This window comes from Streptomyces sp. NBRC 110611 (genome assembly GCF_001590865.1).
Classification (GTDB): Bacteria; Actinomycetota; Actinomycetes; order Streptomycetales; family Streptomycetaceae; genus Streptomyces.
This window is the reverse complement of the sequence record NZ_BBUY01000010.1, coordinates 30,975-50,502: the sequence shown is the minus strand read 5'-3', so window position 1 is coordinate 50,502 and position 19,528 is coordinate 30,975. Positions and strand designations below refer to the sequence as shown.

The 19,528-nt window shown below is 73.8% G+C and carries 17 protein-coding genes and 1 tRNA gene; all 18 read right to left on the bottom strand.

Annotated features, from left to right (window positions below; all coding sequences use genetic code 11):
* Positions 1-48 precede the first annotated feature (48 nt).
* Positions 49-1,173 carry a D-alanyl-D-alanine carboxypeptidase family protein gene (locus AZE13_RS21095; protein WP_066934132.1) on the bottom strand — a complete coding sequence of 375 codons (1,125 nt, stop codon included), beginning with the start codon at positions 1,171-1,173 and terminating at the stop codon, positions 49-51.
* Positions 1,174-1,407: 234 nt separating this feature from the next.
* Positions 1,408-2,634, bottom strand: a complete 1,227-nt coding sequence (locus tag AZE13_RS21090; protein WP_066934129.1) for a cytochrome P450 family protein — start codon at positions 2,632-2,634, stop codon at positions 1,408-1,410.
* Positions 2,635-2,815: 181 nt separating this feature from the next.
* Positions 2,816-4,036: an MAB_1171c family putative transporter gene (locus AZE13_RS21085; protein WP_066934126.1), complete on the bottom strand. Its 1,221-nt coding sequence runs from the start codon at positions 4,034-4,036 to the stop codon at positions 2,816-2,818.
* The gene (locus AZE13_RS21080) at positions 4,029-4,646 is read right to left on the bottom strand and encodes a hypothetical protein (protein WP_398780187.1); all 618 of its coding nucleotides are present in this window, start codon (positions 4,644-4,646) and stop codon (positions 4,029-4,031) included. Before AZE13_RS21080 ends, AZE13_RS21085 begins: the two co-directional genes overlap by 8 nt.
* A 77-nt stretch (positions 4,647-4,723) precedes the next feature.
* On the bottom strand, positions 4,724-5,206 hold the full coding sequence (locus AZE13_RS21075; protein WP_066934120.1) for a helix-turn-helix domain-containing protein: 483 nt from the start codon (positions 5,204-5,206) through the stop codon (positions 4,724-4,726).
* Between the two features lie 196 nt (positions 5,207-5,402).
* Complete coding sequence (locus AZE13_RS21070; RefSeq protein ID WP_066934118.1) at positions 5,403-6,170, bottom strand: HpcH/HpaI aldolase family protein; 768 nt, start codon at positions 6,168-6,170, stop codon at positions 5,403-5,405.
* Position 6,171: 1 nt separating this feature from the next.
* Entirely contained in the window at positions 6,172-7,410 is a 1,239-nt protein-coding gene (locus AZE13_RS21065; protein ID WP_066934115.1) for a type III PLP-dependent enzyme, read from the bottom strand.
* Positions 7,407-9,191, bottom strand: coding sequence for an IucA/IucC family protein (locus AZE13_RS21060; RefSeq protein ID WP_079124214.1), 1,785 nt, complete (start codon positions 9,189-9,191; stop codon positions 7,407-7,409). The genes AZE13_RS21065 and AZE13_RS21060 overlap by 4 nt, the downstream gene beginning before the upstream one ends.
* The gene (locus AZE13_RS21055) at positions 9,191-10,486 is read right to left on the bottom strand and encodes an MFS transporter (RefSeq protein WP_079124213.1); all 1,296 of its coding nucleotides are present in this window, start codon (positions 10,484-10,486) and stop codon (positions 9,191-9,193) included. The genes AZE13_RS21060 and AZE13_RS21055 overlap by 1 nt, the downstream gene beginning before the upstream one ends.
* The gene (locus AZE13_RS21050) at positions 10,483-12,273 is read right to left on the bottom strand and encodes an IucA/IucC family protein (RefSeq protein ID WP_066934112.1); all 1,791 of its coding nucleotides are present in this window, start codon (positions 12,271-12,273) and stop codon (positions 10,483-10,485) included. The genes AZE13_RS21055 and AZE13_RS21050 overlap by 4 nt, the downstream gene beginning before the upstream one ends.
* Complete coding sequence (locus AZE13_RS21045) at positions 12,270-13,460, bottom strand: acetyl-CoA carboxylase biotin carboxylase subunit family protein (protein WP_066934109.1); 1,191 nt, start codon at positions 13,458-13,460, stop codon at positions 12,270-12,272. The genes AZE13_RS21050 and AZE13_RS21045 overlap by 4 nt, the downstream gene beginning before the upstream one ends.
* Positions 13,461-13,577: 117 nt before the next feature.
* A complete protein-coding gene (locus AZE13_RS21040) occupies positions 13,578-14,591 on the bottom strand; it encodes an ABC transporter substrate-binding protein (RefSeq protein ID WP_066934106.1) in 1,014 nt (337 codons plus the stop codon).
* Between the two features lie 63 nt (positions 14,592-14,654).
* Entirely contained in the window at positions 14,655-15,557 is a 903-nt protein-coding gene (locus AZE13_RS21035) for an ABC transporter ATP-binding protein (RefSeq protein WP_258527906.1), read from the bottom strand.
* Positions 15,554-16,612, bottom strand: coding sequence for a FecCD family ABC transporter permease (locus AZE13_RS21030; RefSeq protein WP_066934103.1), 1,059 nt, complete (start codon positions 16,610-16,612; stop codon positions 15,554-15,556). The genes AZE13_RS21035 and AZE13_RS21030 overlap by 4 nt, the downstream gene beginning before the upstream one ends.
* The gene (locus tag AZE13_RS21025) at positions 16,609-17,577 is read right to left on the bottom strand and encodes a FecCD family ABC transporter permease (RefSeq protein ID WP_398780191.1); all 969 of its coding nucleotides are present in this window, start codon (positions 17,575-17,577) and stop codon (positions 16,609-16,611) included. Before AZE13_RS21025 ends, AZE13_RS21030 begins: the two co-directional genes overlap by 4 nt.
* 233 nt (positions 17,578-17,810) lie before the next feature.
* Positions 17,811-18,107, bottom strand: coding sequence for an antibiotic biosynthesis monooxygenase (locus tag AZE13_RS21020; RefSeq protein ID WP_066934096.1), 297 nt, complete (start codon positions 18,105-18,107; stop codon positions 17,811-17,813).
* A gap of 235 nt (positions 18,108-18,342) precedes the next feature.
* A tRNA-Pro gene (locus AZE13_RS21015) sits at positions 18,343-18,416 on the bottom strand.
* Positions 18,417-18,553: 137 nt separating this feature from the next.
* The gene (locus tag AZE13_RS21010) at positions 18,554-19,477 is read right to left on the bottom strand and encodes an alpha/beta fold hydrolase (protein ID WP_066934093.1); all 924 of its coding nucleotides are present in this window, start codon (positions 19,475-19,477) and stop codon (positions 18,554-18,556) included.
* Positions 19,478-19,528: the final 51 nt, after the last annotated feature.

The window sequence follows — 19,528 nt, the reverse complement described above, 5'->3', positions numbered from 1 at the left end:
GCCGGGGCCCACGGGGCTGCCCGGCAGGCGCCGGTCCTCCGGTCCGTCTCACTCACTGCGTCCGCGTACCCGCCGGCCCATGGCGAGCAGGCCGGCCAGGCCGACGATCGCGGCCCCGGCGAGGCCCGCGCCGAGGACGAGGGCGGGGCGCCACGGGGATCCGGGGTGGATGCCGGCGGCGTCGGCCTGGGCGGCCGCCGGGAGGAGCGGTTGGCCGTCGTGGCCGCTCTGTACGGCGTGCAGGGTGCCCACCGGTTCGGCGGTGCCGGCCGAGCGGAAGCCCCAGTCCAGCAGTGAACCGGCTTCCTTGTAGACGCTGTTGGCGACCTTCGACCGGGGGTTCAGCACGGTGACCAGGAGCGTACGGCCGTTCCGGCGGGCGGCGGCGATCAGTGTGTTGCCGGCTTTGCTGGTGTAGCCGTTCTTCACGCCGATGATGCCGGGGTAGCGCGGCACTCCGTGCGAGCCCGCCAGCATGCGGTTGGAGTTCTCGATCGGGGTGCCGCCAACGCTGGGGAACCGGGCGCGAGTGGTGCCGCAGTAGCGGGCGAAGTCGGCGTTGGCGAGTCCGGCGCGGGCGAAGACGGTCAGATCGTACGCGGAGGACACCTGGCCGGGCGCGTCATAGCCGTCGGGGGACTTCACGGTGGTGTCGCGCGCGCCGAGTCTGCGGGCGTTCTGCTCCATCTCCTGGGCGGTCTTCTGCCAGCCGCCGTTCATGGCGGCGAGGACGTGTACCGCGTCGTTGCCGGAGCGCAGGAAGACGCCGCGCCACAGGTCGTCGACGGTGTAGCGGCGGCCCGCCTTGACGCCGACGACACTGCTGCCGGATCCGAGGCCGGCCAGGTCCGCGGTGCTGACCCGGCGCACCGTGCCGGAGGAGAACTTGGGCAGGACGGTGACCGCGAACAGCGTCTTGATCGTGCTGGCGGGGGCGAGTCTGCGGTGCGGGGCCTTGGCGGCCAGCACGTTGCCCGTGTCCGCGTCGGCGACCAGCCAGGACAGGGCGGAGAGGCCGGTGGGCGGTTTCGGTATGCCGGGGGCGGTCTCGACGGGCTGACGGGCCGTCGGGCGGACGGCCGCAGCGGCCGGTATGGACGTCAGCGACATTCCCGCGACGGCGGCCAGGGCCATCGCGGCTGCCTTCTTGGATACTCGTGCGTCACGTGCCATGCCGTCACGCTACGTAGGGCAGCGGCCGCGCGCAGCGTTGCTGGGCCGGATGGAGCACAGCGGTTTCGCCCGCCCGGCTGCCGCGGGCGGCGGATCGCATCCGCAATGAGTGCAAACGACGGGCACGCAGAAGGACCCGCCCGGTGCGACGGGGGATGCACACCGGGCGGGTCACAGGAACCTTTCTACCGCATCGGGGAACGGTCACGCTCCAAAAACTTGTGCGTGTGCGGATTACCAGGCGACGGGGAGCGAAATCAGGCCACGCGAGCGGAGCGTTCTGCGGTACCGCAGCGTGTCACGTGGCACGTCCAGGCGGAGGTCCGGGCAGCGGCCGAGGAGCGCGTCGAGCGCGGTGACGGTCTCCATGCGGGCGAGTGCGGCGCCGAGGCAGTAGTGGATGCCGTGGCCCAGCCCGAGGTGCCCGGAGACGTCGCGGCCAGGGGACAGCGTGTCGGGGCCGGGGAATCGGGCCGGGTCGCGGTTCGCGGACGCGATCGACAGGAGCACGGTGTCCCCCGCCGGGATGCGTACGCCGCCGATCTCGATGTCCTCGGTGGGGAAGCGGCGGATCGCCAGGGGGGCCGGTCCGTCGTAGCGGAGAAACTCCTCGACGGCGGTCGGGAGTTCGGCCGGATTCCGTCGCAACCGGCGGAGCTGTTCCGGGCGGTCGAGCAGGCCGAGCACGGCGTTGCCGATGAGGTGGACGGTGTTCTCGTAACCGGCGAGGAGGATGAGGAAGGCGAGGGAGGTCAGTTCGTCCTCGGAGAGCCGGTCGCGGTGCCCGTTGCCGTCGGTGTCGTCGCGCACCGCGATCAGGTCGGACAGCAGATCGTCGCCCGGCTCGGCCCGCTTTGCGGCGATCAGGCCGGTGTAGAACTCCAGCATCGCCCCGACGGCCTGCTTCGCCGACTCCGGCCGGGACGGGTCCGGGGTGATCAGGGCGTTGGACCAGGCCAGGAAGTCGGGACGGTCGTGCGGCGGGATCCCGAGCAGATCGCAGATCACGGCGATCGGCAGCGGCCCCGCGTAGTCCGCGATCAGGTCCGCCGGGGCGCCGCGCCGCTCCATGGCGTCCAGCAGGCCGTCGGCCACCCGCCGTACGGGGGCGCGCAGGGCGTCGACCCGGCCCGGTGTGAAGGCCTTGACGACCAGTCGGCGGATCCGGGTGTGGTCCGGCGGGTCCATGTTGAGGAGGTTGGCGTCGAGCGCGGGCGGCAGCGCGAGGCCGCGGTAGCCGCCGGGGGTGGCGTGGCGTTTGTCCAGGGAGAGCCGGGGGTCGGCGAGCGCGCGGCGGACGTCGTCGTAGCGGGTGACCAGCCATGCGGGGTTCCCGTCGGTACCGGTGATCCGGTGGACCGGGCCGGCTTCGCGCAGCGCCGCGTACGCGGTGTGCGGATCGTCGAGGAGGGGGGTCGGGTCGAGGGGGGCGGCGGGGCCCGTCCCGGCGGTGTTCTGCATGATCCCGACTGTAGGCCTCCGGCGGACGGGGTGTTCGCCGCACGTTTCGTTCCGCAGCGCTGACGCGGTCGATGCCGTGCGGCGGTACGAGCGGAGGTGGCACCGGCCGCGTGGACCGGTGCCACCTCCGTGGTGCCGGGCGGCCCGGACCCCCGTGCCGGGCCACCACGTCTTCGGTTCCTCAGTTGCGTGCCATCGCGCTCCGCTGGCGCAGTTCGGTGAGGACGGTCTCGATCAGCGGCGAGCGGTAGACGTCGGCGACCAGCGCCAAGTGCTCGTACTCGGCGGTGAGTCCGGCCTGGTCCGAGCCGTCGGCCACCACCACGCTGTCGGCGCCGTGGAGCGGGACGTGGCCGACCGCGCGGTTCTCCAGCCCCCGGCGGAGCGCGGCGGCCTCGGCGACGGCGGCCAGCTGCCGGTCGTCGAGGGCGACCGCGCGGGCCCGTTCCCGGGCGATGTCGACGGCGTCCGACTCCACATGGCGGCGGATTCCGCGCTGTACGTCCCGGATCTCGGCCATCTGCCGGTTGGCGCGCCACTCCAGGTCGGCGAACGGCCAGCGCAGCGGCCACGCCGAGCGTTCCATGGTGATCTCGGGGGTCTGTGCGGTGACGGTCCGCCAGAGCGGGGAGAGCCGTCGCAGTCGGCGCCAGGCGGCGACCCGGGGGCCGACGGCCGGCAGCGCGAAGCCGGCGAGGACCAGGATCGCGCCGACCGAGGCGCTCAGGGGCGCCACTCCGTTGGAGAGCCAGAGCGCGGGGTGCCCCGTCCAGGACAGGACGAAGCCGATGACTTTGCAGGCGCAGTAGACCAGGCCGAGCCAGCAGCCCGCGGCGAGGACCCGCAGGCCGCGGGCGAGATGGGTGCCGCCGAGCCGGGCCGCGTAGCGGGGGCAGAGCGTACCCAGGGCCGCGAGGCTCGATCCGAAGATGGCCAGATACAGCACCAGGAAGAGCATGACTCCGGGTGAGTCGGTGTAGGCGGTGCTGAAGTCCCTGGGGTGCTCGACGGCGTCGGGGCGGCCGACCGCGAAGCCGGTGATCGCCACCGCCCACAGCACGGCCACCGTGCCGACGGCGGCGCGGGCCCGCTTCCGGGCACCGGCCCGGGCGGCGCCGCCCTCGCCGGCCGTCCAGCGCAGCAGCAGGACGAGCGCGCCGGTGGCGAACACCACGACGGAGGAGTAGAGGAAGACCATGGCGAGGTTGGCCACGCCCACCAGCCGGTCGAAGGCCCGGTAGAGGCTGGGCGCGGAGAAGAGGAAGACCGTCGCGACCCCGCCGGTCATCACACAGGCGAGTCCGAGGTCGGTGTTGCCGCGGTCGCGGAACCAGGCGAGGGACTTGTACCCGACGATGCCCCAGGCGGCGATCCCGAAGGAGAGGTAGATGAGGTCAAACACGCGGCCTCCCGTCGCCCGCCGCGCCCGCGCCGACGCCGTCGGCGCCCGCTCCCCCGGCCGGGGCGTCCTGCGCCCGCCGGATGTGCTGCAGCGCGGGCCCGAGGGCCGCCGCCAGCTCCGCGGCCTGGCCCTCCAGGGGGAGTTCACGCTCGGCCACGGTGGGCACCACGCGCTCCATCAGCAGCGTGCCGAGCACCTCGGTCTCCCGTTCGGCGAGGTTGTCGTAGCCGTGGTGCCGGGCGAGCCCCATGGTCAGCCCCATCCGCCGGAGGGCGGTGGCGGCATCGACCGACGGCGTCCACATCTTCAGCGCGTCCTCGGTGATGGCCGGGTCCTGGCCGTGGCCCAGCAGCAGATGGCTCAGTTCGTGCAGCACGATGTGGGCCTGGTGCCAGGGTGAGGTCCTGAGTTCGTAGAAGACCCAGTAGCCGTCGTCCGTGACGGCCGTCATGCCCGAGACGACCCCGCCCAGGCTCATCGGCACCAGACGCACGGGCCGTTCGACGCGGGTGGCGACGATGTCGCACAGCCCGCGCAGATCGGTCGTGGCGGGCAGCGCCAGTTCCTTGATGAGCCGCTTGCACCGCCTGCGTATCCGCCCCACTCGCATGCTCGTCCCGTCCTCGTCTCCGGCCGGCCGCCAGGTGGCGAAGGGCCGGCCCCGGTCAAGGGTCCCGACCGGCCCGCTCACCCCGTTTCACCCCCCGGTTCCGGCGGGTCGGCCGGCAGGTTCATCTGCTGCCGGAACTGGGAGATGATCGTCGTCAGGCTGTCCTGCACCTCCGGCGGCAGACCGACGGAGCGCAGCGCGATCGCCCGCACCCGCTGGTCCCGCATGGCGGCGAGGAAGCGGACCTCCTCCTCCACCCGTGCGGCCTGCGGCTGGGAGAGGTCCCCCAGCAGATAGCCGACCGGTACGGCGAAGAACTTGGCCAGCGCGCGCAGCAGCTCCGGACCCGGGTTCGCCCGCTTGCCGTTGCGCAGCATCGACAGGTACTGCTCGGTGACCTTGACCCCGCCGTACTCCTCGGCCCCGCCGCTGATCTCCTCCGCCACGAAGGCGTTGGTGTACGGCGCACCGGGCGGGTGCATGTTCGCGAAGAGGTGGTTGAGCCGCTCCGCGAGCACACTGCCCGCGGCTCCGGCCCGGTCGTCGCCTCCCACGCCCATCCCCCGTTCCCCGAACCGACGCTCTTCGGAAACCCCACGACATCCCGCGACGTCCCACGGCGAACCCAACGAACAGTTAAGGCCGTTCCCGCCGCGTTCCCCATACTTGCACGCAACGAACGGGACGCACCAGTCCACTTACGGACAGTGAACTTCGGCGGCCTTAACCACCAGTTGAGTAACGGCCGGGCGCGGCTCAGCCCTGAGCGGGGGCCGCGCGGTGGTCGCGCAGAGCGGTGGCGGCGAGGTCGCTCGCTTCGCCCAGGACGAAGGCCCGGACGCCGTCGGACCGCCACTGCGCCTGGCGTTCGGGGGTCCGGGCCATCGCGCAGAACGGCACGCCGTGGCCGGCGCACGCGGTGCGCAGGCGCTGCACGGCGTCCCGCACCCGGGGGTGGCGCAGCTGCCAGGGCACGCCGTAGGACTGCGACAGGTCCCCGGGGCCGGGGAGGACGAGGTCGATGCCGCCGCCCGCCAGGATGCCGTCGATGGCGTCCACGCCTTCGGCGTCCTCGATGAGCGGGATGAGCATGACCTCGGCGTTGGCCCGGTTCACGTACTCCGGCAGGTCGATCAGTCCGAAGCCGGGGACGCGCCCGCCGTTGAGGGAGCGCATGCCCTTGGGGGCGTAGTACGCGGCCCGGACCGCGTCGTCCACGTCGGCCCGGGTCCGTACGTGCGGGACAACGATGCCCATGGCCCCGGCGTCCAGCGCGCGCAGCACCGCGCCGGGGTCGGCCTCGGGCACCCGCACGAACGGGGTGAGGCCGGTGGCCTCGGCGGCGCGGATCAGGTGCTCCAGCTGCTGCGGATCGACGAGGGTGTGCTCGGTGTCGAGGATGACGAAGTCGTATCCGGCACAGCCGATCATCTCGACCAGGGTGGCGGAGGGGACCGAGCAGAAGAGGCCGTGGACCTCCTCGCCCTCGGCGAGCTTCCGCTTGACGGCGTTGGGGCGCAGCATGTCAGCTCGCCTCCGTGCGGCCGGAGCCGGTACCGCCGGCCAGGAAGTGGAACGTCGGACGCGGGTGCATCAGGAAGTCGTGGTGGGAGATGTTCCAGGCGTAGGCGCCGGTGACACCGAACGCCACCCGGTCGCCCGCCCGGAGGCCCGGTGCGTGGACCTGGCGGGCCAGGACGTCCTTCGGGGTGCACAGCTGGCCGGTGAGGGTGACCCGGTCCTGGCGTGCCGTGGACCGCGGCCAGGGGTGGGGCCAGGGAGCGGACACCGGCAGGACCGTGCAGGGCTGGTCGTGGCCCTTGGTGGCGGGGGTGCGCAGGTGGTGGGTGCCACCGCGGACGACCGCGAACTCCTCGCCGTGGCTGTGCTTCACGTCCAGCACCTCGGTGGCGTACCAGCCGCAGTACGCGGTCAGGGCGCGGCCGGGTTCGATACGGAGCAGCAGGCCGGGGTGGGCGTCGGTGAGGCGGGCCAGGCCCGCGCCGTAGGCCGCCCAGTCGAAGCGGGTGCCGGGGTCGGCGTAGTCGACGGCCATGCCGCCGCCGACGTTGACCTCGGCGAGGCGATGGCCGTGCCGGCCGGCCAGCGCGAGCGACCAGGTCACGATCGACTCGGCGGCGTCGAGGAGCTGCGGTGCGTCGAGGCCGGAGGCCAGGTGGGCGTGGACGCCGCGCCACTCAAGCTGCGGGCAGGAGCCGTCGGTGAGGAGGCGGACGGCCTCGTCGGCCTCGGCGGGGTCGAGACCGAAGGGGCTGGGGCGGCCGCCCATGGCCAGGGAGCTGTCCTCGAGGGAGTCGGCGGCCAGCGGGAGGTTGAAGCGGAGGAGGACCGGGATGCGGGCGTCCGGGGCGGTGCGGGCGGCGAGGGCGGCCAGCATCCGGAGTTCGCAGACGCTCTCCACGTGGAAGCGTTCGGTGCCCGCTGCCAGGGCCGCGGTGATCTCCGCGGGGGTCTTGCCCGGGCCGCCGAAGGCCAGCGGCCGGCCGGGCACGGTCGCGCGGACGTGGGCGAGTTCGCCGCCCGAGGAGACCTCGTAGCCGTCCACGTACGGGCCGAGCGCGGCCAGGATCTCCGGTTCCGGGTTGGCCTTGGCGGCGTAGTACAGCTCGACGCGCTCGGGCAGCGCCGCCCGTACCCGGGCCGCGTGGTCGCGCAGCGCCGCCAGGTCGTAGAGGTAGGCGGGCAGCTGGTCGCCGGGCAGGGCGAGGGCACGCTCGCGGACGGCGGCGGTGGGGGCGGTCATCGGGCGGTGCTCCAGGGCTCGTCGGTGCGGGCGGCGCCGGTCAGTACGTGTTCGGCGAGGGGAAACGGGGAGGCGAGGCGGACATAGCCGGCGTCCCGGTCGGCCTTGCGCTCCCAGCGGGTGAGCAGGTTGGCCTTGGCGGGCAGCGGTACGCCCGCCAGCAGGGCGCTGAGCAGGGGCGGGCAGCCGTGGGCGTCGGCGTAGGCCTGGATGGCGGCGCGGACCCGCGCCCACAGCTCGGCCTCGGTGTGCGGGTGCAGGTCGGCGAGCGCGGCGAGCAGTTCGGCGACGTGGTTGACCAGCAGGCAGTAGACGACCCGGTCCCAGCCGCGCTGGGCGTCGTACGTCATCGGGCCGGCGACCTCGGGCGGCAGCGCGGCGAGGGTGTCGGCGTGGTGGTCGGGGACGAGCTTGGTGCCCTCCAGGTCGCGGAAGAGAACCTGGGCGGGCATCCCGTCGCCGTCGACGCACACCAGGACGTTCTGCAGGTGCGGTTCGAGGACCATGCCGTGCTCGAAGTACGCGGCCAGGACCGGCGGGATCAGCAGGTCGAGGTAGGCGGCCCACCAGTCCAGGGCGGTCTGCGGACCGGCTCCCTCCAGGAGGCGGGAGATGTGGGCGGGGCTGGTCGGGTATTCGTCGGCGACCGCGGCCGCGAGCAGCGGGGTGGTGCCGGGGGCCAGCCGCCGGTCCAGACCCTCGCGGACGATCATGCCGAACCCTTCGAGCAGGGTGCGGTCCGGGCTGCCGTCGGGACCCGGCAGGGCGAGGCTGCGGTAGGCGGGTTCGCGGAGCATGGCGCTGCCGGGGTAGCGGGTCTCCAGGTCGGCGAGGACCGGCGCCAGCAGGCGGGTCAGCGCGACCGCGCCGGACAGCTCGTAACTGGCGTTCTTGCGCAGGCAGTTGGTGATCCGGACGTTCAGGCTGAACTTCAGGAACGTGTCGCCGTCGTACAGGGTGCGGACGGAGGCGGTGGCCGCGAAGGGCCGTTCGCTCACGCCCAGGTCGAGGAGGTCGCCGCGGTCGAACGCGGCCCGCAACGCGGGGTGGTGGTGGAGCAGTTCGTACTGCCACGGGTGGGCGGGCAGCAGCCGGTAGCCGTCGGGCACGGCGGGGTGCAGCGCGTCCACCGCGGCGGTCGCGCCGGCCGCCGCGGACTCCTCGGCGATCAGGTGGTCGCGTACGGCGAACAGGCGCAGCGGGAAGGACGCCGCCGTCTCGGGTGCGTACGCCGCCCAGGAGGCCGGGTCGCCGGTGCGGGCCTTGGGGGTGGGGTGGAACCGGTGGCCGAAGAGCAGCGACTGTTCGGAGACGAGGTAGGCGGCGAGGGGGTCTTCGGGACCGTCGCCGGTACGGGCCGGGGTGTGCGCGGCGAGGGTGGCGGTCAGGGCCTGGTGGCTGGAGTGGATCTGCTCCCGGAATTCCTCGTTGTCCACGCCGGTGCGCAGCGACAGTTCGGCCCCCGCGTACTCGGCGAGGCGGCGCCAGTCGGTCTTGTCCCAGCCGCCGTCCGGCCGCTGTTCGGTGACCGGTCCGGTGAACCGGTGGGCGCCGAGCAGCGAGGTGCGGCGCAGCGCGACCCGGAGGAGCACACCGCGGCGCGGCAGCCGGAGGAGCAGATGGCCGTCGGCGACGGCCGTCTGGTGCTCGGGGCCGGACAGTTCGCGCAGCAGGCAGTTGAGGAGGGTGTGCGCCACGGCCTCGTCGGCGGTGGGCAGGCCGTCCGGGGTGGCGGTGGGCGAGGGCGCCTGGAGGGGGGCGGTGCCGGCGGGCAGCGACATCAACGGCTCCAAAGGGGCTGGGAAGGGCGACGGATGAGGGCGGGGAGGGCGGCCGCGAGCACCGTGGCGAGGGCGACGGCGGTGCCGGTGAACAGGGGCGCGGCGGGCCCGAAGAAGCTGTTGCCGGCCGCGGCGGCCAGGCCGGCGGCGACCGCGCCGGCCTTGGAGACGAACTCCAGCGAGCCGAACATCCCGCCCGGCGCGCGCCCCTTGGCGCAGTCGGCGGCGAGCACGGAGCGGCAGACCAGGCCGAGGGTGAGGCCGGCGCCGAGCAGCAGCCGTACGGCGATGAAGGCGGCGAGCGAGTCGGCCAGGACGTGTGCGGCGAGGCCGAGCGCGATACAGCCGAAGCCGAGGGTGATGCCGAGCCGGGGGCGGCGGTGGAACGCGGCGTGCACGGCCATGGCGCACAGCAGGTAGCACAGGTGCGGGAGGGCGAAGAGCACTCCGGAGAGCAGCGGGGAGGCGCCCGGTATGCGCTCCTCGATCAGGGAGATCAGATACGGGAAGGAGATGACGGTCGAGAAGACGAAGGCGAACTCGAAGGCGTAGAGGGCGCGCAGGGGCCCGGGCGCGGGTCCGGTCCCGGCCGGCTCGTCCCCGGCCTTCCCGGCCGTCCCGGCCGCGTCGGCCGCCTGGGCGCCGGGCCGCTTCTCCTGCTCGCGCGGTTCGGGGAGCGTGGCGAGCATCAGGGCCGCGGCGAGCGGCAGCACGGCGAGCAGCGCGTACTGGCGGTGCGGTGACAGCCAGGGCGAGAGTGCGCCGACGACGATGGGTGCGAAGACGAGGGCGGCGCGGGCGCTGCCCTGCATCAGGGTGAGCGCCTTGGACAGCGCGGGGCCCTCCAGCGCGGCGCCGAGGTAGCCGTTGGACGCGGCGAAGGTGCCGCCGAGCACGCCCTGGAGGACCAGCGCCGCGGTGAAGACGGCCAGGGAGTCGGCCCATCCGGCGAGCAGGAAGGAGACGGCCAGGCCCAGCTGGGCACGGAGCAGCAGCCGTTTGCGGCCGAACCGGTCGGCGAGCCGGCCCCACAGCGGGGCGCCGAGCCCGCCGAAGACGGTGGGGACGACGTAGAGCAGGCCGGCCCAGTGCGCGGTGTGGTCACCGAGCTCCGGCAGGATCGCGGAGAGGTAGGGCGGCAGGCCCAGGGCGGCGAAGGACGCCACGAAGTAGCAGCCGGCGACGGCGTGGATGTGCCGGCGGCTGAGCGGGGAAGCGGCGGCCGGGGCCGGCCCGGCCACCGTGGCGGAATCGGCCGCGGCCCGGGCGCGGTCCGGTGACGCGGTGGCGGTCATCGTGAACCACCGGGCCGCCGCAGGTAGTTGGGGCCGTGCGTGTAGTGCTTGTTGATGTCGGCGGCGCCGGAGCGTTCCTTGCTGAGCAGGGTGCCCGCGGTGACCATCGCCTTGACCGGCAGGCGGGGTGCGTCCAGGACCCGCGTGCGCAGCGTGGCCCCGGGGCCGCCGGGCGCGCCGCCGAGCCGTTCGACGGCCTCGGCGAGGCGGTCGCGGACGAGCCCGAGGAGCCGTTCCAGCGGGGCGCGGCCGTGGCGGGCGAGCCCGAAGGCGTACGCACCCGCGCACAGGTGCACGGTGATGGTGGTGAACAGGTCGGCCACCGGCTCGTCGCCGTCGACGAGGATCCGGGGGTCGGCGAAGGCAGCGGGGTCGAACGCGCCGGTGCCGAGGGTGTCGCGCAGCCGGCGGGCGTTGATCCGTGGCCCGTCGTTGTCCTTGAACAGCAGCCGCAGCCGGGTGGCGCCGCCGTCCCGGTCGAGGACGAGGGAGATGTTCTGCTGGTGGGACTCCAGGCCGATGCCGTAGCCGAAGAGGGTGGTCTGCCAGTCGAACAGGAGGGTGAGGCAGGCGTCCAGCAGGGCGATCGGGTCGCCGCCGTGGAACCGGTCGGCGAGGTGGTCGACGACCAGACGGCCGCCGGGTGCCTCGCTCAGCAGCGCGGCCAGGGGGACGACGACGGCGTCGTCGAGGCCGGCCGGGTAGCGGCGGCACAGGGTGGCGAGGAGTTCATGGCCGGCGTGGGCGTAGGTGGACTCGTCGGCGTGCAGGATCCTGCCCTCGAAGCGCGGTTCGCGGGCGATGACGGTCTCCAGCAGCCGCTGTCCCAGGGCACCGTTGACCAGGGTGTGGGGCTTGATGGTGCGGCGGTTGCGCAGGCCCAGGGTGGCGGTGGCCAGCGGCAGTTTGAGGTGCAGGGCGGGGTCGGCGGTGAGGGCGACCGTGCGCATCGACAGGGTCGGTATCGCCTCCAGGTGCGGCTGCCCGGCGAGGTGCGCCTGGTCCTCCAGGCCGGCCTCGCGCAGGGCCTCGCGCAGCGGGGCGCCCACGGTGAGCGGGTGGACGGGGAGGGCCAGGTGGCTCCGCTCCAGCTCCGGCAGGCCGAGGTCCGCCGGGGTGGGCCAGTGGCCGGGCAGACCGGTGGCACCCTCGGCGAGGGTGACGGCGTGCCGTGGCAGGGCGAGCCAGCGCAGCGCGAAGCGTGGGTGGAACTCCGGCGCCCAGGCGCGCAGTTGGTCCTCGCCGAGGCCGGAGCGGCCGCGTGCCGTGGGGTAGACGGGGTGGTCGTGGTGGGCGGCGAGGGTGTCGTGGGCGAGGCCGCCGGCCAGGCCGGTCCAGTGGGCGGGGTCGGCGCCGTACCGGGCGGTGAGCCGGTCCAGGACCTCGCCGCGCGCCTCGGTGTGCAGCCGCATCGTGGCGAGCGTCTGACGGCACTCCTCGGCGAAGGCGTCGAAGCCGTCGCGGTCGACGGGGTCGGCGAGCGCGCGCAGCGCGGCCAGGATCTCGTCGGTGGTGGCCAGTTCGGTGCCGTCGGACTCGCGGAGCAGCAGCGGCCGGCGGGCGGCCGTCTCGCACTGGAAGCCGTCCTCGGCGACCGGCAGCAGCAGCGCGTCGCCGTCGGCGGCCGCCCGCCGCAGCCACCGGCCGTCCGCGCGCTCCACGGGCGCGCTGTGGCTGCGCAGGCCGACGACGTCCTCCCGGAGCAGCGCGCTGAGCACGCGCAGCAGCAGATCCGCCTCGGCGGTGGCGGAGGGCGTGGCGTCGGAGAGCGTGGTGGTGCCGGTCACGGGGTGATCTCCCAACGCTGCGCGGCGAGCAGCTGGTCCGCGGCCCGGTCCACCGCCTGCTGGTCGGTGCCGGTGGCCCGGAGCACGCCGACGTAGTCGCGGTTGGTGTGGTACAGCTCGTGCCGCTCCCCCAGGGCCCGCAGCGGGCGGTAGGTCAGCCGGACCCCGTCGACGGTCCGTTCGGTGGCTTCGGGGGCCGCGGTGAGCGTGCCGGCGGCGGGGGCGCAGAGGTGGTCGATGCGGGCCGCGCCGTCGGTGCGGGCGCCCAGGTCGACGGGGAGCGGCTCGCCGAGGTGGGTGCGGAGGATGTGCGCGAAGAGCGGGATGTCCAGCAGCTGGGCGAGCATCAGGTCGCACTGGTCCCCGATGACACGGTAGTTGACCTCGATGATCCGGGCGCGGCCCTGGTGCACCACGAACTCGGTGTGGCAGGCGCCGAACCCGACACCGAGCGCGTCGAGCTGGGCGAGGACCTGGGCGACGACCGGCTCGGGGTGCTCGGGGACGAAGGTGTGCCGCTGCTCGATGAAGTGCGGCGGCGCGGAGAGCGTGGTGTGGAAGCCGCCGAGGACGTGGCGTATCCGGCCGTCGCCGAGGGTCTCCAGGGTGTACAGCTCACCGGCGAGGTACTCCTCGACGACCAGGGCCGCGCCCGGCCGCCGGGCCTGGATCTCCTTGGCGTGCCGCACCAGTTCGTCCGGGCCGTCGGCGAGGACCACGTCCTCGCTGGCGACGCCCTCACGCGGCTTGACCACGCAGGGGTACGGCACGTCGAGGCCGGTCAGCGTCGCCGGGTCCCGGTCCGCGGGGAGCTCCGCCGACCAGACGGTGTCGGCGCCGGCGGCGGCGAGGTGGCGGCGCAGCTGTGCCTTGTCCTTGGCGCGCAGGGTGGCGCGCCAGTCCTTGGCGGGGAGCCCGAAGTAGTCGGCGGCCAGGGCGGCCTGGGTCTGGAGGTGGTCGCTGTTGGTGAAGACCGCGGCGGCCGGGTGGTGGGTGGCGATCCGGGTGATGACGGCGCGGAAGTCGCGGACGTCGCACTCGAGGATCTCGGTGTGCGGGTGGCGGCGCCGGTGCGGTTCCGGCTGGTCGGTCAGGACGGTGACGTCGAGGCCGAGCCGGGCGGCGGCGGGCAGGAAGCCTTCGGAGACGGAGTCGGTGGGGTTGAGCGCGAGCAGGTAGAGCCGCATCAGCGGCGCCCCTTCCGGAACGAGCGGAGCCGGCGGCGGACCGGCGGTGAGCATGGCGCGGGCACGGGGAACGGGCGGGCGGTGTGGGACGGTGGCCCGCCCGTTCCCCGGCGGCGGTTACTTCTTGGGCAGTTCGACGCCGGCGGCCTTGGCCACGTCGGCGAGCATCTTCTCGGCGGCCTGGACGCCGATGCCGGACATCCAGGTCTCGTCCGGGACCTCGAACACCTTGTTGTCCTTGACCGCCTTGAGGTCCTTCCAGACCGGGTTGGAGGTCACGGTCTTCTGCTGGGTCTTCTGCGGGTCGTCGGCGAGCGTGACGAAGACCAGGTCGGCGTCGGCCCGGTCGATCTGCTCCGCGCTGACGTCCTTCATCGTCACCTTGGGGTCGGTGGAGGACTGGGACTCCGGGCGCTTGAGGCCGATGTCGTCCAGGACGACGCCGCTGTAGGAGGAGCGCTGGTACAGGCGGGTGGGCCCGGCGACGAAGCGGACGACCGACGCGGTGGGCATCTTGCCGTACTTCTTCTCGATCGCCTCGCCGAGGGCCTTGGCGCGGCCCTCGTAGCTCTTCAGGGCGGCGTCGGCCTCCTTCTCCATGCCGAGCGCCTTGGCGTGGACCTTGAGGTTGTCCTTCCAGGGGCCGCCGGTGGTCTCGGTGAAGACGGTCGGGATGCCCAGGCCCTTGAGCTTGTCGTAGATCTTCTCGTGCCGGACCTTGGAGGAGAGGATCAGGTCGGGCTTGAGGGAGGCGATCTTCTCGAGGTTGGGCTCCAGCAGCGGGCCGACGTCCGTGACGCCCTCGACCTTGCCCTGGAGGTAGTTCGGGAAGCCGCCGGCGGTCTTCATGTGCGGGGAGACGGCACCGACCGGCTTGATGCCGAGCATGGTGACGTCGTCCAGCTCTCCGGTGTCGAGGACCACGACGCGCTTCGGCTTCGTGGGGACCTTGACGTCGCCCATCGCGGTCTTGACGGTGCGCGGGAAGCCGGCGGCGGACGCCCCGGCCTGGTCGCCGCCGTCGGTCTTCTCGTCGTTGCCGCAGGCGGACAGGGCGCCGACGCCGAGGACCACGGTCAGCAGCGCGCCGCCGAGCCGGCGGGATCCGCGCAGGGGAGATCTGGTGGACATGGGGTTTCCTTGCTGTGAGCGGAGAGGGGGAGGGGGTGACGTGGTGTGGGGGTTCGGGGGGGGTCAGCGGGCAGCGGCGGCGGTGTGCCGGGCCGCTTTGCCCTTGGGGACGACCAGCGGGGTGCCGGTCTCGGGGTCGGGGATCACCCGGCATTCCACGTCGAACACGGACTTGACCAGGTCCGCGTCGAGCACCTCGGCCGGGGTGCCGGCCGCGGCCAGCCGCCCCGCTTTGAGGACCACCAGGTGGTCGGCGTAGCGGGCGGCCTGCCCGAGGTCGTGCAGCACCATCACCACGGTGCGGCCGGCTTCGGTGTGCAGGTCGGCGACCAGGTCGAGCACGTCGAGCTGGTGCCGCAGGTCCAGGAAGGTGGTGGGCTCGTCGAGCAGCAGCAGCTCGGTGTCCTGGGCGAGGGCCAGGGCGATCCAGGCGCGCTGGCGCTGGCCGCCGGAGAGCTGGTCGACGGGCTGGTCGCGCAGTCCGGTGGTGCCGGTGCGCTCCAGGGCGGCGTCCACGGCGGCCTGGTCGGCGGCGGACCAGGGGCTGAGCAGCCGCTGGTGCGGGTAGCGGCCGAGCCGTACGAGTGCCTCGACGGTGATGGCTTCGGGGGTGACCGGCTGCTGTGGCAGCAGGCCCATCCGGCGGGCGAGGGAGCGCGCGGACATCCGGTGGATGTCCGAGCCGTCCAGGGTGACGGTGCCGCCGGCCGGGGCGAGCAGCCGGGTCAGCCCGCGCAGCAGGGTGGACTTGCCGCAGGCGTTGGGGCCGACGATGGCGGTGACGGCGCCGCCGGGGAGGACCAGGTCGAGCCCGCCGACCACCACCCGGTCGCCGTAGCGCAGGTCGAGGCCGTGCGCGGCCAGCTGGTTGGGCTGCGGCCGGTCATCCGGCCGCCGGGCGTTCCGCTCCTCGGCGGCCGGCCCCTGGGTGTTCGGCTCCTGGGGTGCCGACTGCTGGACGGTCATACGGAACTCCTCTTCACGGGCGTGCTCTGTCGGAACATCAGCACCAGTAGCCAGGGCGCGCCGAGGGTGGCGGTGACCACGCCGACCGGCAGCCCCTCGACGGGCAGCAGGTGCTGGACCACAAGGTCGGAGGCGAGCAGCAGCACGGCGCCGGTCAGGCCGGTGAGCGCCAGCGTCCCGGCGGTCGGCGGGCCGGCCAGGAAGCGCACGACGTGCGGCACGGCGAGGGCGATGAAGGAGACCGGTCCGGTGAGCGCGGCGGCCAGCGAGGCCAGCGTCACGGCGGCGACGAGGAGTTGCAGGCGCGCGGCGGAGACGCCCAGGCCGAGCGCGCCGGCCGAGTCGTCGCCCAGGTCCAGGACGGCCAGCCGGCGGTTGAGGACGAACACGGCGGCCAGTGCCACGGCGAGGGCGGCGGCCGCGCCCCAGACCTCGGTCCAGGTGCGGCCGTAGAGCGAGCCGGTCGTCCACTGCCGCGCCGAGCCCGCGAGTTCGGCGGGGAAGCGGACGACCATGAGGTTCACCGCGGCGGCCAGCCCCGCCTGGACGGCGAGGCCCACCAGGACCAGGCGGGTGACGGCGAGCCCGGAGCGCCAGGCGAACGCTCCCAGCAGCAGCGCGGCCACCAGACCGCCGCCCAGCGCGCCCACCGGGATGAGCGTCTGCGAGGCGCCGGTGGCGAGGAGCACCACCGAGCCGAACGAGGCGCCTCCGGTGATGCCCATGACGTCCGGAGAGGCCATCGGGTTGCGGAACAGCCGCTGCAGCACGGCGCCGGCCGCGGCCAGACCGGCCCCGGCGAGCAGCGCCGCCACCAGCCGCGGCGCCCGGAACTCCTGGACGACGTACACATCGCCCAGGTCTCCGAGGCCGATCAGGCCGCGCAGCGCGACGGACGGCGACAGCGCCATCTCACCCGTCGTCAGGGAGACGGTGGCGAGGACGCCGAGCACGACGAGGGCGCCACAGCTGAGCAGCGCGGTACGGCGGCGCTGCCGGGCCCGTACGTCACGGGGCCGGGCGGCGGCGGTCGGCACGGGGGCGGTGGCGGTCATCGGGCCGCCTTCCGGGCGAGCAGCGCCAGCAGCGGCGCGCCGAGGAGACCGGTGACGATGCCGACCTCCAGCTCGGACGGCCGGATCACCAGCCGCCCCAGTACGTCGGCGGCGAGCAGCAGCAGAGGGCCCGCGATCAGGCAGCCGGGCACCAGCAGCCGGTGGTCGCCGCCCAGCAGCGGGCGGACCAGGTGCGGTGCGGCGAGCCCGATGAACGCGACCGGCCCGGCCACGGCGACCGCGGAGCCGGCGAGCAGCACCATCGCGAGCGTGCCGGCCAGCCGGATCCGCGTCACCGGGACGCCGAGCGCCTGGGCCGTCTCGTCGCCGAGTGCCAGGGCGTTGAGCGCGGGGGCGAGGGCCAGGGCGAGCACCGCACCGATCGCGAGGGTCGGCAGCATCGGGTACAGCACGTCCAGCGGCCGCTCGGCGAGCGAGCCGGCCAGCCAGAAGCGGGCCTCGTCCAGGGTGCGCTGACTGGTCAGCATCACGGCCGACGTCCAGGACAGCAGGACGAGCTGGAGGACGAAACCGCCGAGGGCGAGCCGCACCGGGTCGAGGTCGCCGGCCCGCCGGCCGAGCGCCTGCGCGAGCAGGGCGGCGCCCGCGGCCCCGGCGAAGGCGAACCACACGTACTCGACGGGCCGGGTCAGGTGGAGCGCGTAGATGGCGGTGACCACGGCGAAGCCGGCGCCCGCGTTGAGGCCGAGCGTGCTCGGTGAGGCGAGCGGGTTGCGGGTGATGCCCTGGGCGACCGCGCCGGCCAGGCCGAGTGCGGCGCCCACGACCAGTCCGATGACGGTACGCGGCAGGCGCAGCCCGGTGACCACGAGGGCGTCGCGCCCGTGGGCGCCGCCGAACAGGGCGTCGGTCACGGTGGACAGCGGTACCGAGCGCGCGCCCAGGGCGAGGCTCAGTACGGCGCACACCGCGAGCGCGGCAACTCCCAGGAGGAGCACCGGCACGCGGCGGGCTGAGAAGGTGGGCACACCGGGCGGTGCGGCCTGATCACTCGTGGACACGGTGCGTGAGTTTAGGTTAGGCATACCTAAACTTGTCAACTGCTGGTGCGCCTGTGGCAACGTCCGCGTCCGCTGATCACCCTACGTGGACGGAAACCGCTCCCCCACACCGGTCCAGCCGCGGCCGGCCGAGGGAGGCGCCGACGGCCTCCCGGGCGCCGCGGCACCCCACGACCTCAGTGCGTGGGGACTCTGAGCTCCCCGCCCCGGTAGAAGCCTTCCCGCTCCTCGACGACGTACGGTGCCATCGCCGTGCGCCGCTCGTGCTCCTCACCGGAGGCCCGCCAGGCGTCGCAGGCCGCCCTGGAGTCCCACATCGAGACGCCGGTGATCTCGTGCCCGTCCTCGGACCAGTACGCGAAGGCGCGGAGCAGGCCGCGCGGATACGGGTGCGGGCGCCAGGCCCGTTCGAACTCCGCCAGCGTGCCCGGCTTGATACGGCGCGTCGTGACCCAGACGAAGTGCTCCTCCATCGCAGCCTCCTTCGGAACACCGTTTCCGTACCGCGGAGGTCCGGAGGTGCTCTCGCGCAACGCTCGGACCGCCGCTCGAACCACCGTAGGTCCGCCGCCCGGCTTCCGCCTTCCCAGCGGCCCGGGACGCGCCTTTCGCCACGCACGCCGAAGGCCTTGTCGCCACACATGCCGAAGGCCCTGTTCCACTTCCGTGAAACAGGGCCCTCACTCGGGCCGAAGCCCTTCTGCACCGTCGGGACGACAGGATTTGAACCTGCGACCCCTTGACCCCCAGTCAAGTGCGCTACCAAGCTGCGCCACGTCCCGGTGCCCGCTCCCGCCGGGCTTCCCCGGCTGACCGCGCACAAGAACAATACCGCATGTCAGAGGGTGGGTGCTGCCATATCCACGGCACCGTGACGCGCAGGACGGCGCGGAGCGGCCGGGTCCGTTCGGAGGTGCTCTCAGATGTGTTCGCCGAGCCAGGCCAGCAGGTCGGCGTGGACCTCGTCGCGGTTGGTCTCGTTGAGGACTTCGTGGCGGGCGCCGGGGTAGGCCTTCCAGGTCAGGTCACGGGTGCCCAGATAGCGGAAGTCCTCCAGGAGTTCATGGACCAGGGTCATCCGCTGGTGGCAGGGGTCCAGGTCGCCGACGGCGATGTGGACGGGCAGTCCGCGCGGGACGCGGACCAGGTTGGCCGGGTCGTTGATCTTGCGGATGGCACGCACCCAGTCGAGCGAGAGGCCGGCACAGAACGGGAAGCCGCAGTCCTCGTCGGCGACGTAGGCATCCACCTCGGCCGTGTCACGGGAGAGCCATTCATAGCCGGTGCGGCGGGGAAAGGCGTCGTTGAAGGAGCCGAAGAGGCGCGGGATGAAGGGGGAGAGCGCGGTGCGGCCATGTGCGGCGATCTCGTCCTCCAGCCCGCTGACGGCACCGTCGATGTCCAGGCCGGGCAGGGTCCGGAAGGTGCCGGTGAGGATCAGTCCGGCGAGGTCGGCGCCGTACTCCTGGGCGTAGTCGCGGGCCAGCATCGCGCCCAGGCTGTGACCGAGCAGGACCAGCGGGGTGCCGGGGTGGGCGGCGGCCGCGCGATCGCCGATGCTCTTGAGGTCGGTGACGATGGCCCGCCAGGCGTCCGGACCGGCCACGCCACGGCCACCGGTGGAGGCCGCGGTGGCGCCGTGCCCCCGGTGGTCGGAGGCGAGGACGCCATAGCCGTGGCCCGCCAGAAAGCGGGCGAAGCGGTCGTAGCGCCGGCCGTGTTCCGCGGCGCCGTGCGCGATCTGGACGAGGGCGCGCGGGTGCCCGCCCTCCGGGGGCCAGATGTACGCGGCGATCCGGGCGCCGTCCGCTGCCTGGTGGAACTCCTGCCGCATGGCCTGCATCGCGTCGTCTCCTGACTGCCGGGCGGTGGCTGACGAGCCGTCGGCGCCCAC

What these genes read in the sequence shown, in the direction of transcription:
- AZE13_RS21075 (WP_066934120.1), bottom strand. Translation starts at nt 5,206, where the DNA reads ATGGGCGTGGGAGGCGACGACCGGGCCGGAGCCGCGGGCAGTGTGCTC.
- AZE13_RS21090 (WP_066934129.1), bottom strand. Translation starts at nt 2,634, where the DNA reads ATGCAGAACACCGCCGGGACGGGCCCCGCCGCCCCCCTCGACCCGACC.
- AZE13_RS21095 (WP_066934132.1), bottom strand. Translation starts at nt 1,173, where the DNA reads ATGGCACGTGACGCACGAGTATCCAAGAAGGCAGCCGCGATGGCCCTG.
- AZE13_RS21035 (WP_258527906.1), bottom strand. Translation starts at nt 15,557, where the DNA reads ATGACCGTCCAGCAGTCGGCACCCCAGGAGCCGAACACCCAGGGGCCG.
- AZE13_RS21080 (WP_398780187.1), bottom strand. Translation starts at nt 4,646, where the DNA reads ATGCGAGTGGGGCGGATACGCAGGCGGTGCAAGCGGCTCATCAAGGAA.
- AZE13_RS21020 (WP_066934096.1), bottom strand. Translation starts at nt 18,107, where the DNA reads ATGGAGGAGCACTTCGTCTGGGTCACGACGCGCCGTATCAAGCCGGGC.
- AZE13_RS21045 (WP_066934109.1), bottom strand. Translation starts at nt 13,460, where the DNA reads ATGCGGCTCTACCTGCTCGCGCTCAACCCCACCGACTCCGTCTCCGAA.
- AZE13_RS21070 (WP_066934118.1), bottom strand. Translation starts at nt 6,170, where the DNA reads ATGCTGCGCCCCAACGCCGTCAAGCGGAAGCTCGCCGAGGGCGAGGAG.
- AZE13_RS21040 (WP_066934106.1), bottom strand. Translation starts at nt 14,591, where the DNA reads ATGTCCACCAGATCTCCCCTGCGCGGATCCCGCCGGCTCGGCGGCGCG.
- AZE13_RS21065 (WP_066934115.1), bottom strand. Translation starts at nt 7,410, where the DNA reads ATGACCGCCCCCACCGCCGCCGTCCGCGAGCGTGCCCTCGCCCTGCCC.
- AZE13_RS21060 (WP_079124214.1), bottom strand. Translation starts at nt 9,191, where the DNA reads ATGTCGCTGCCCGCCGGCACCGCCCCCCTCCAGGCGCCCTCGCCCACC.
- AZE13_RS21055 (WP_079124213.1), bottom strand. Translation starts at nt 10,486, where the DNA reads ATGACCGCCACCGCGTCACCGGACCGCGCCCGGGCCGCGGCCGATTCC.
- AZE13_RS21030 (WP_066934103.1), bottom strand. Translation starts at nt 16,612, where the DNA reads ATGACCGCCACCGCCCCCGTGCCGACCGCCGCCGCCCGGCCCCGTGAC.
- AZE13_RS21010 (WP_066934093.1), bottom strand. Translation starts at nt 19,477, where the DNA reads ATGCAGGCCATGCGGCAGGAGTTCCACCAGGCAGCGGACGGCGCCCGG.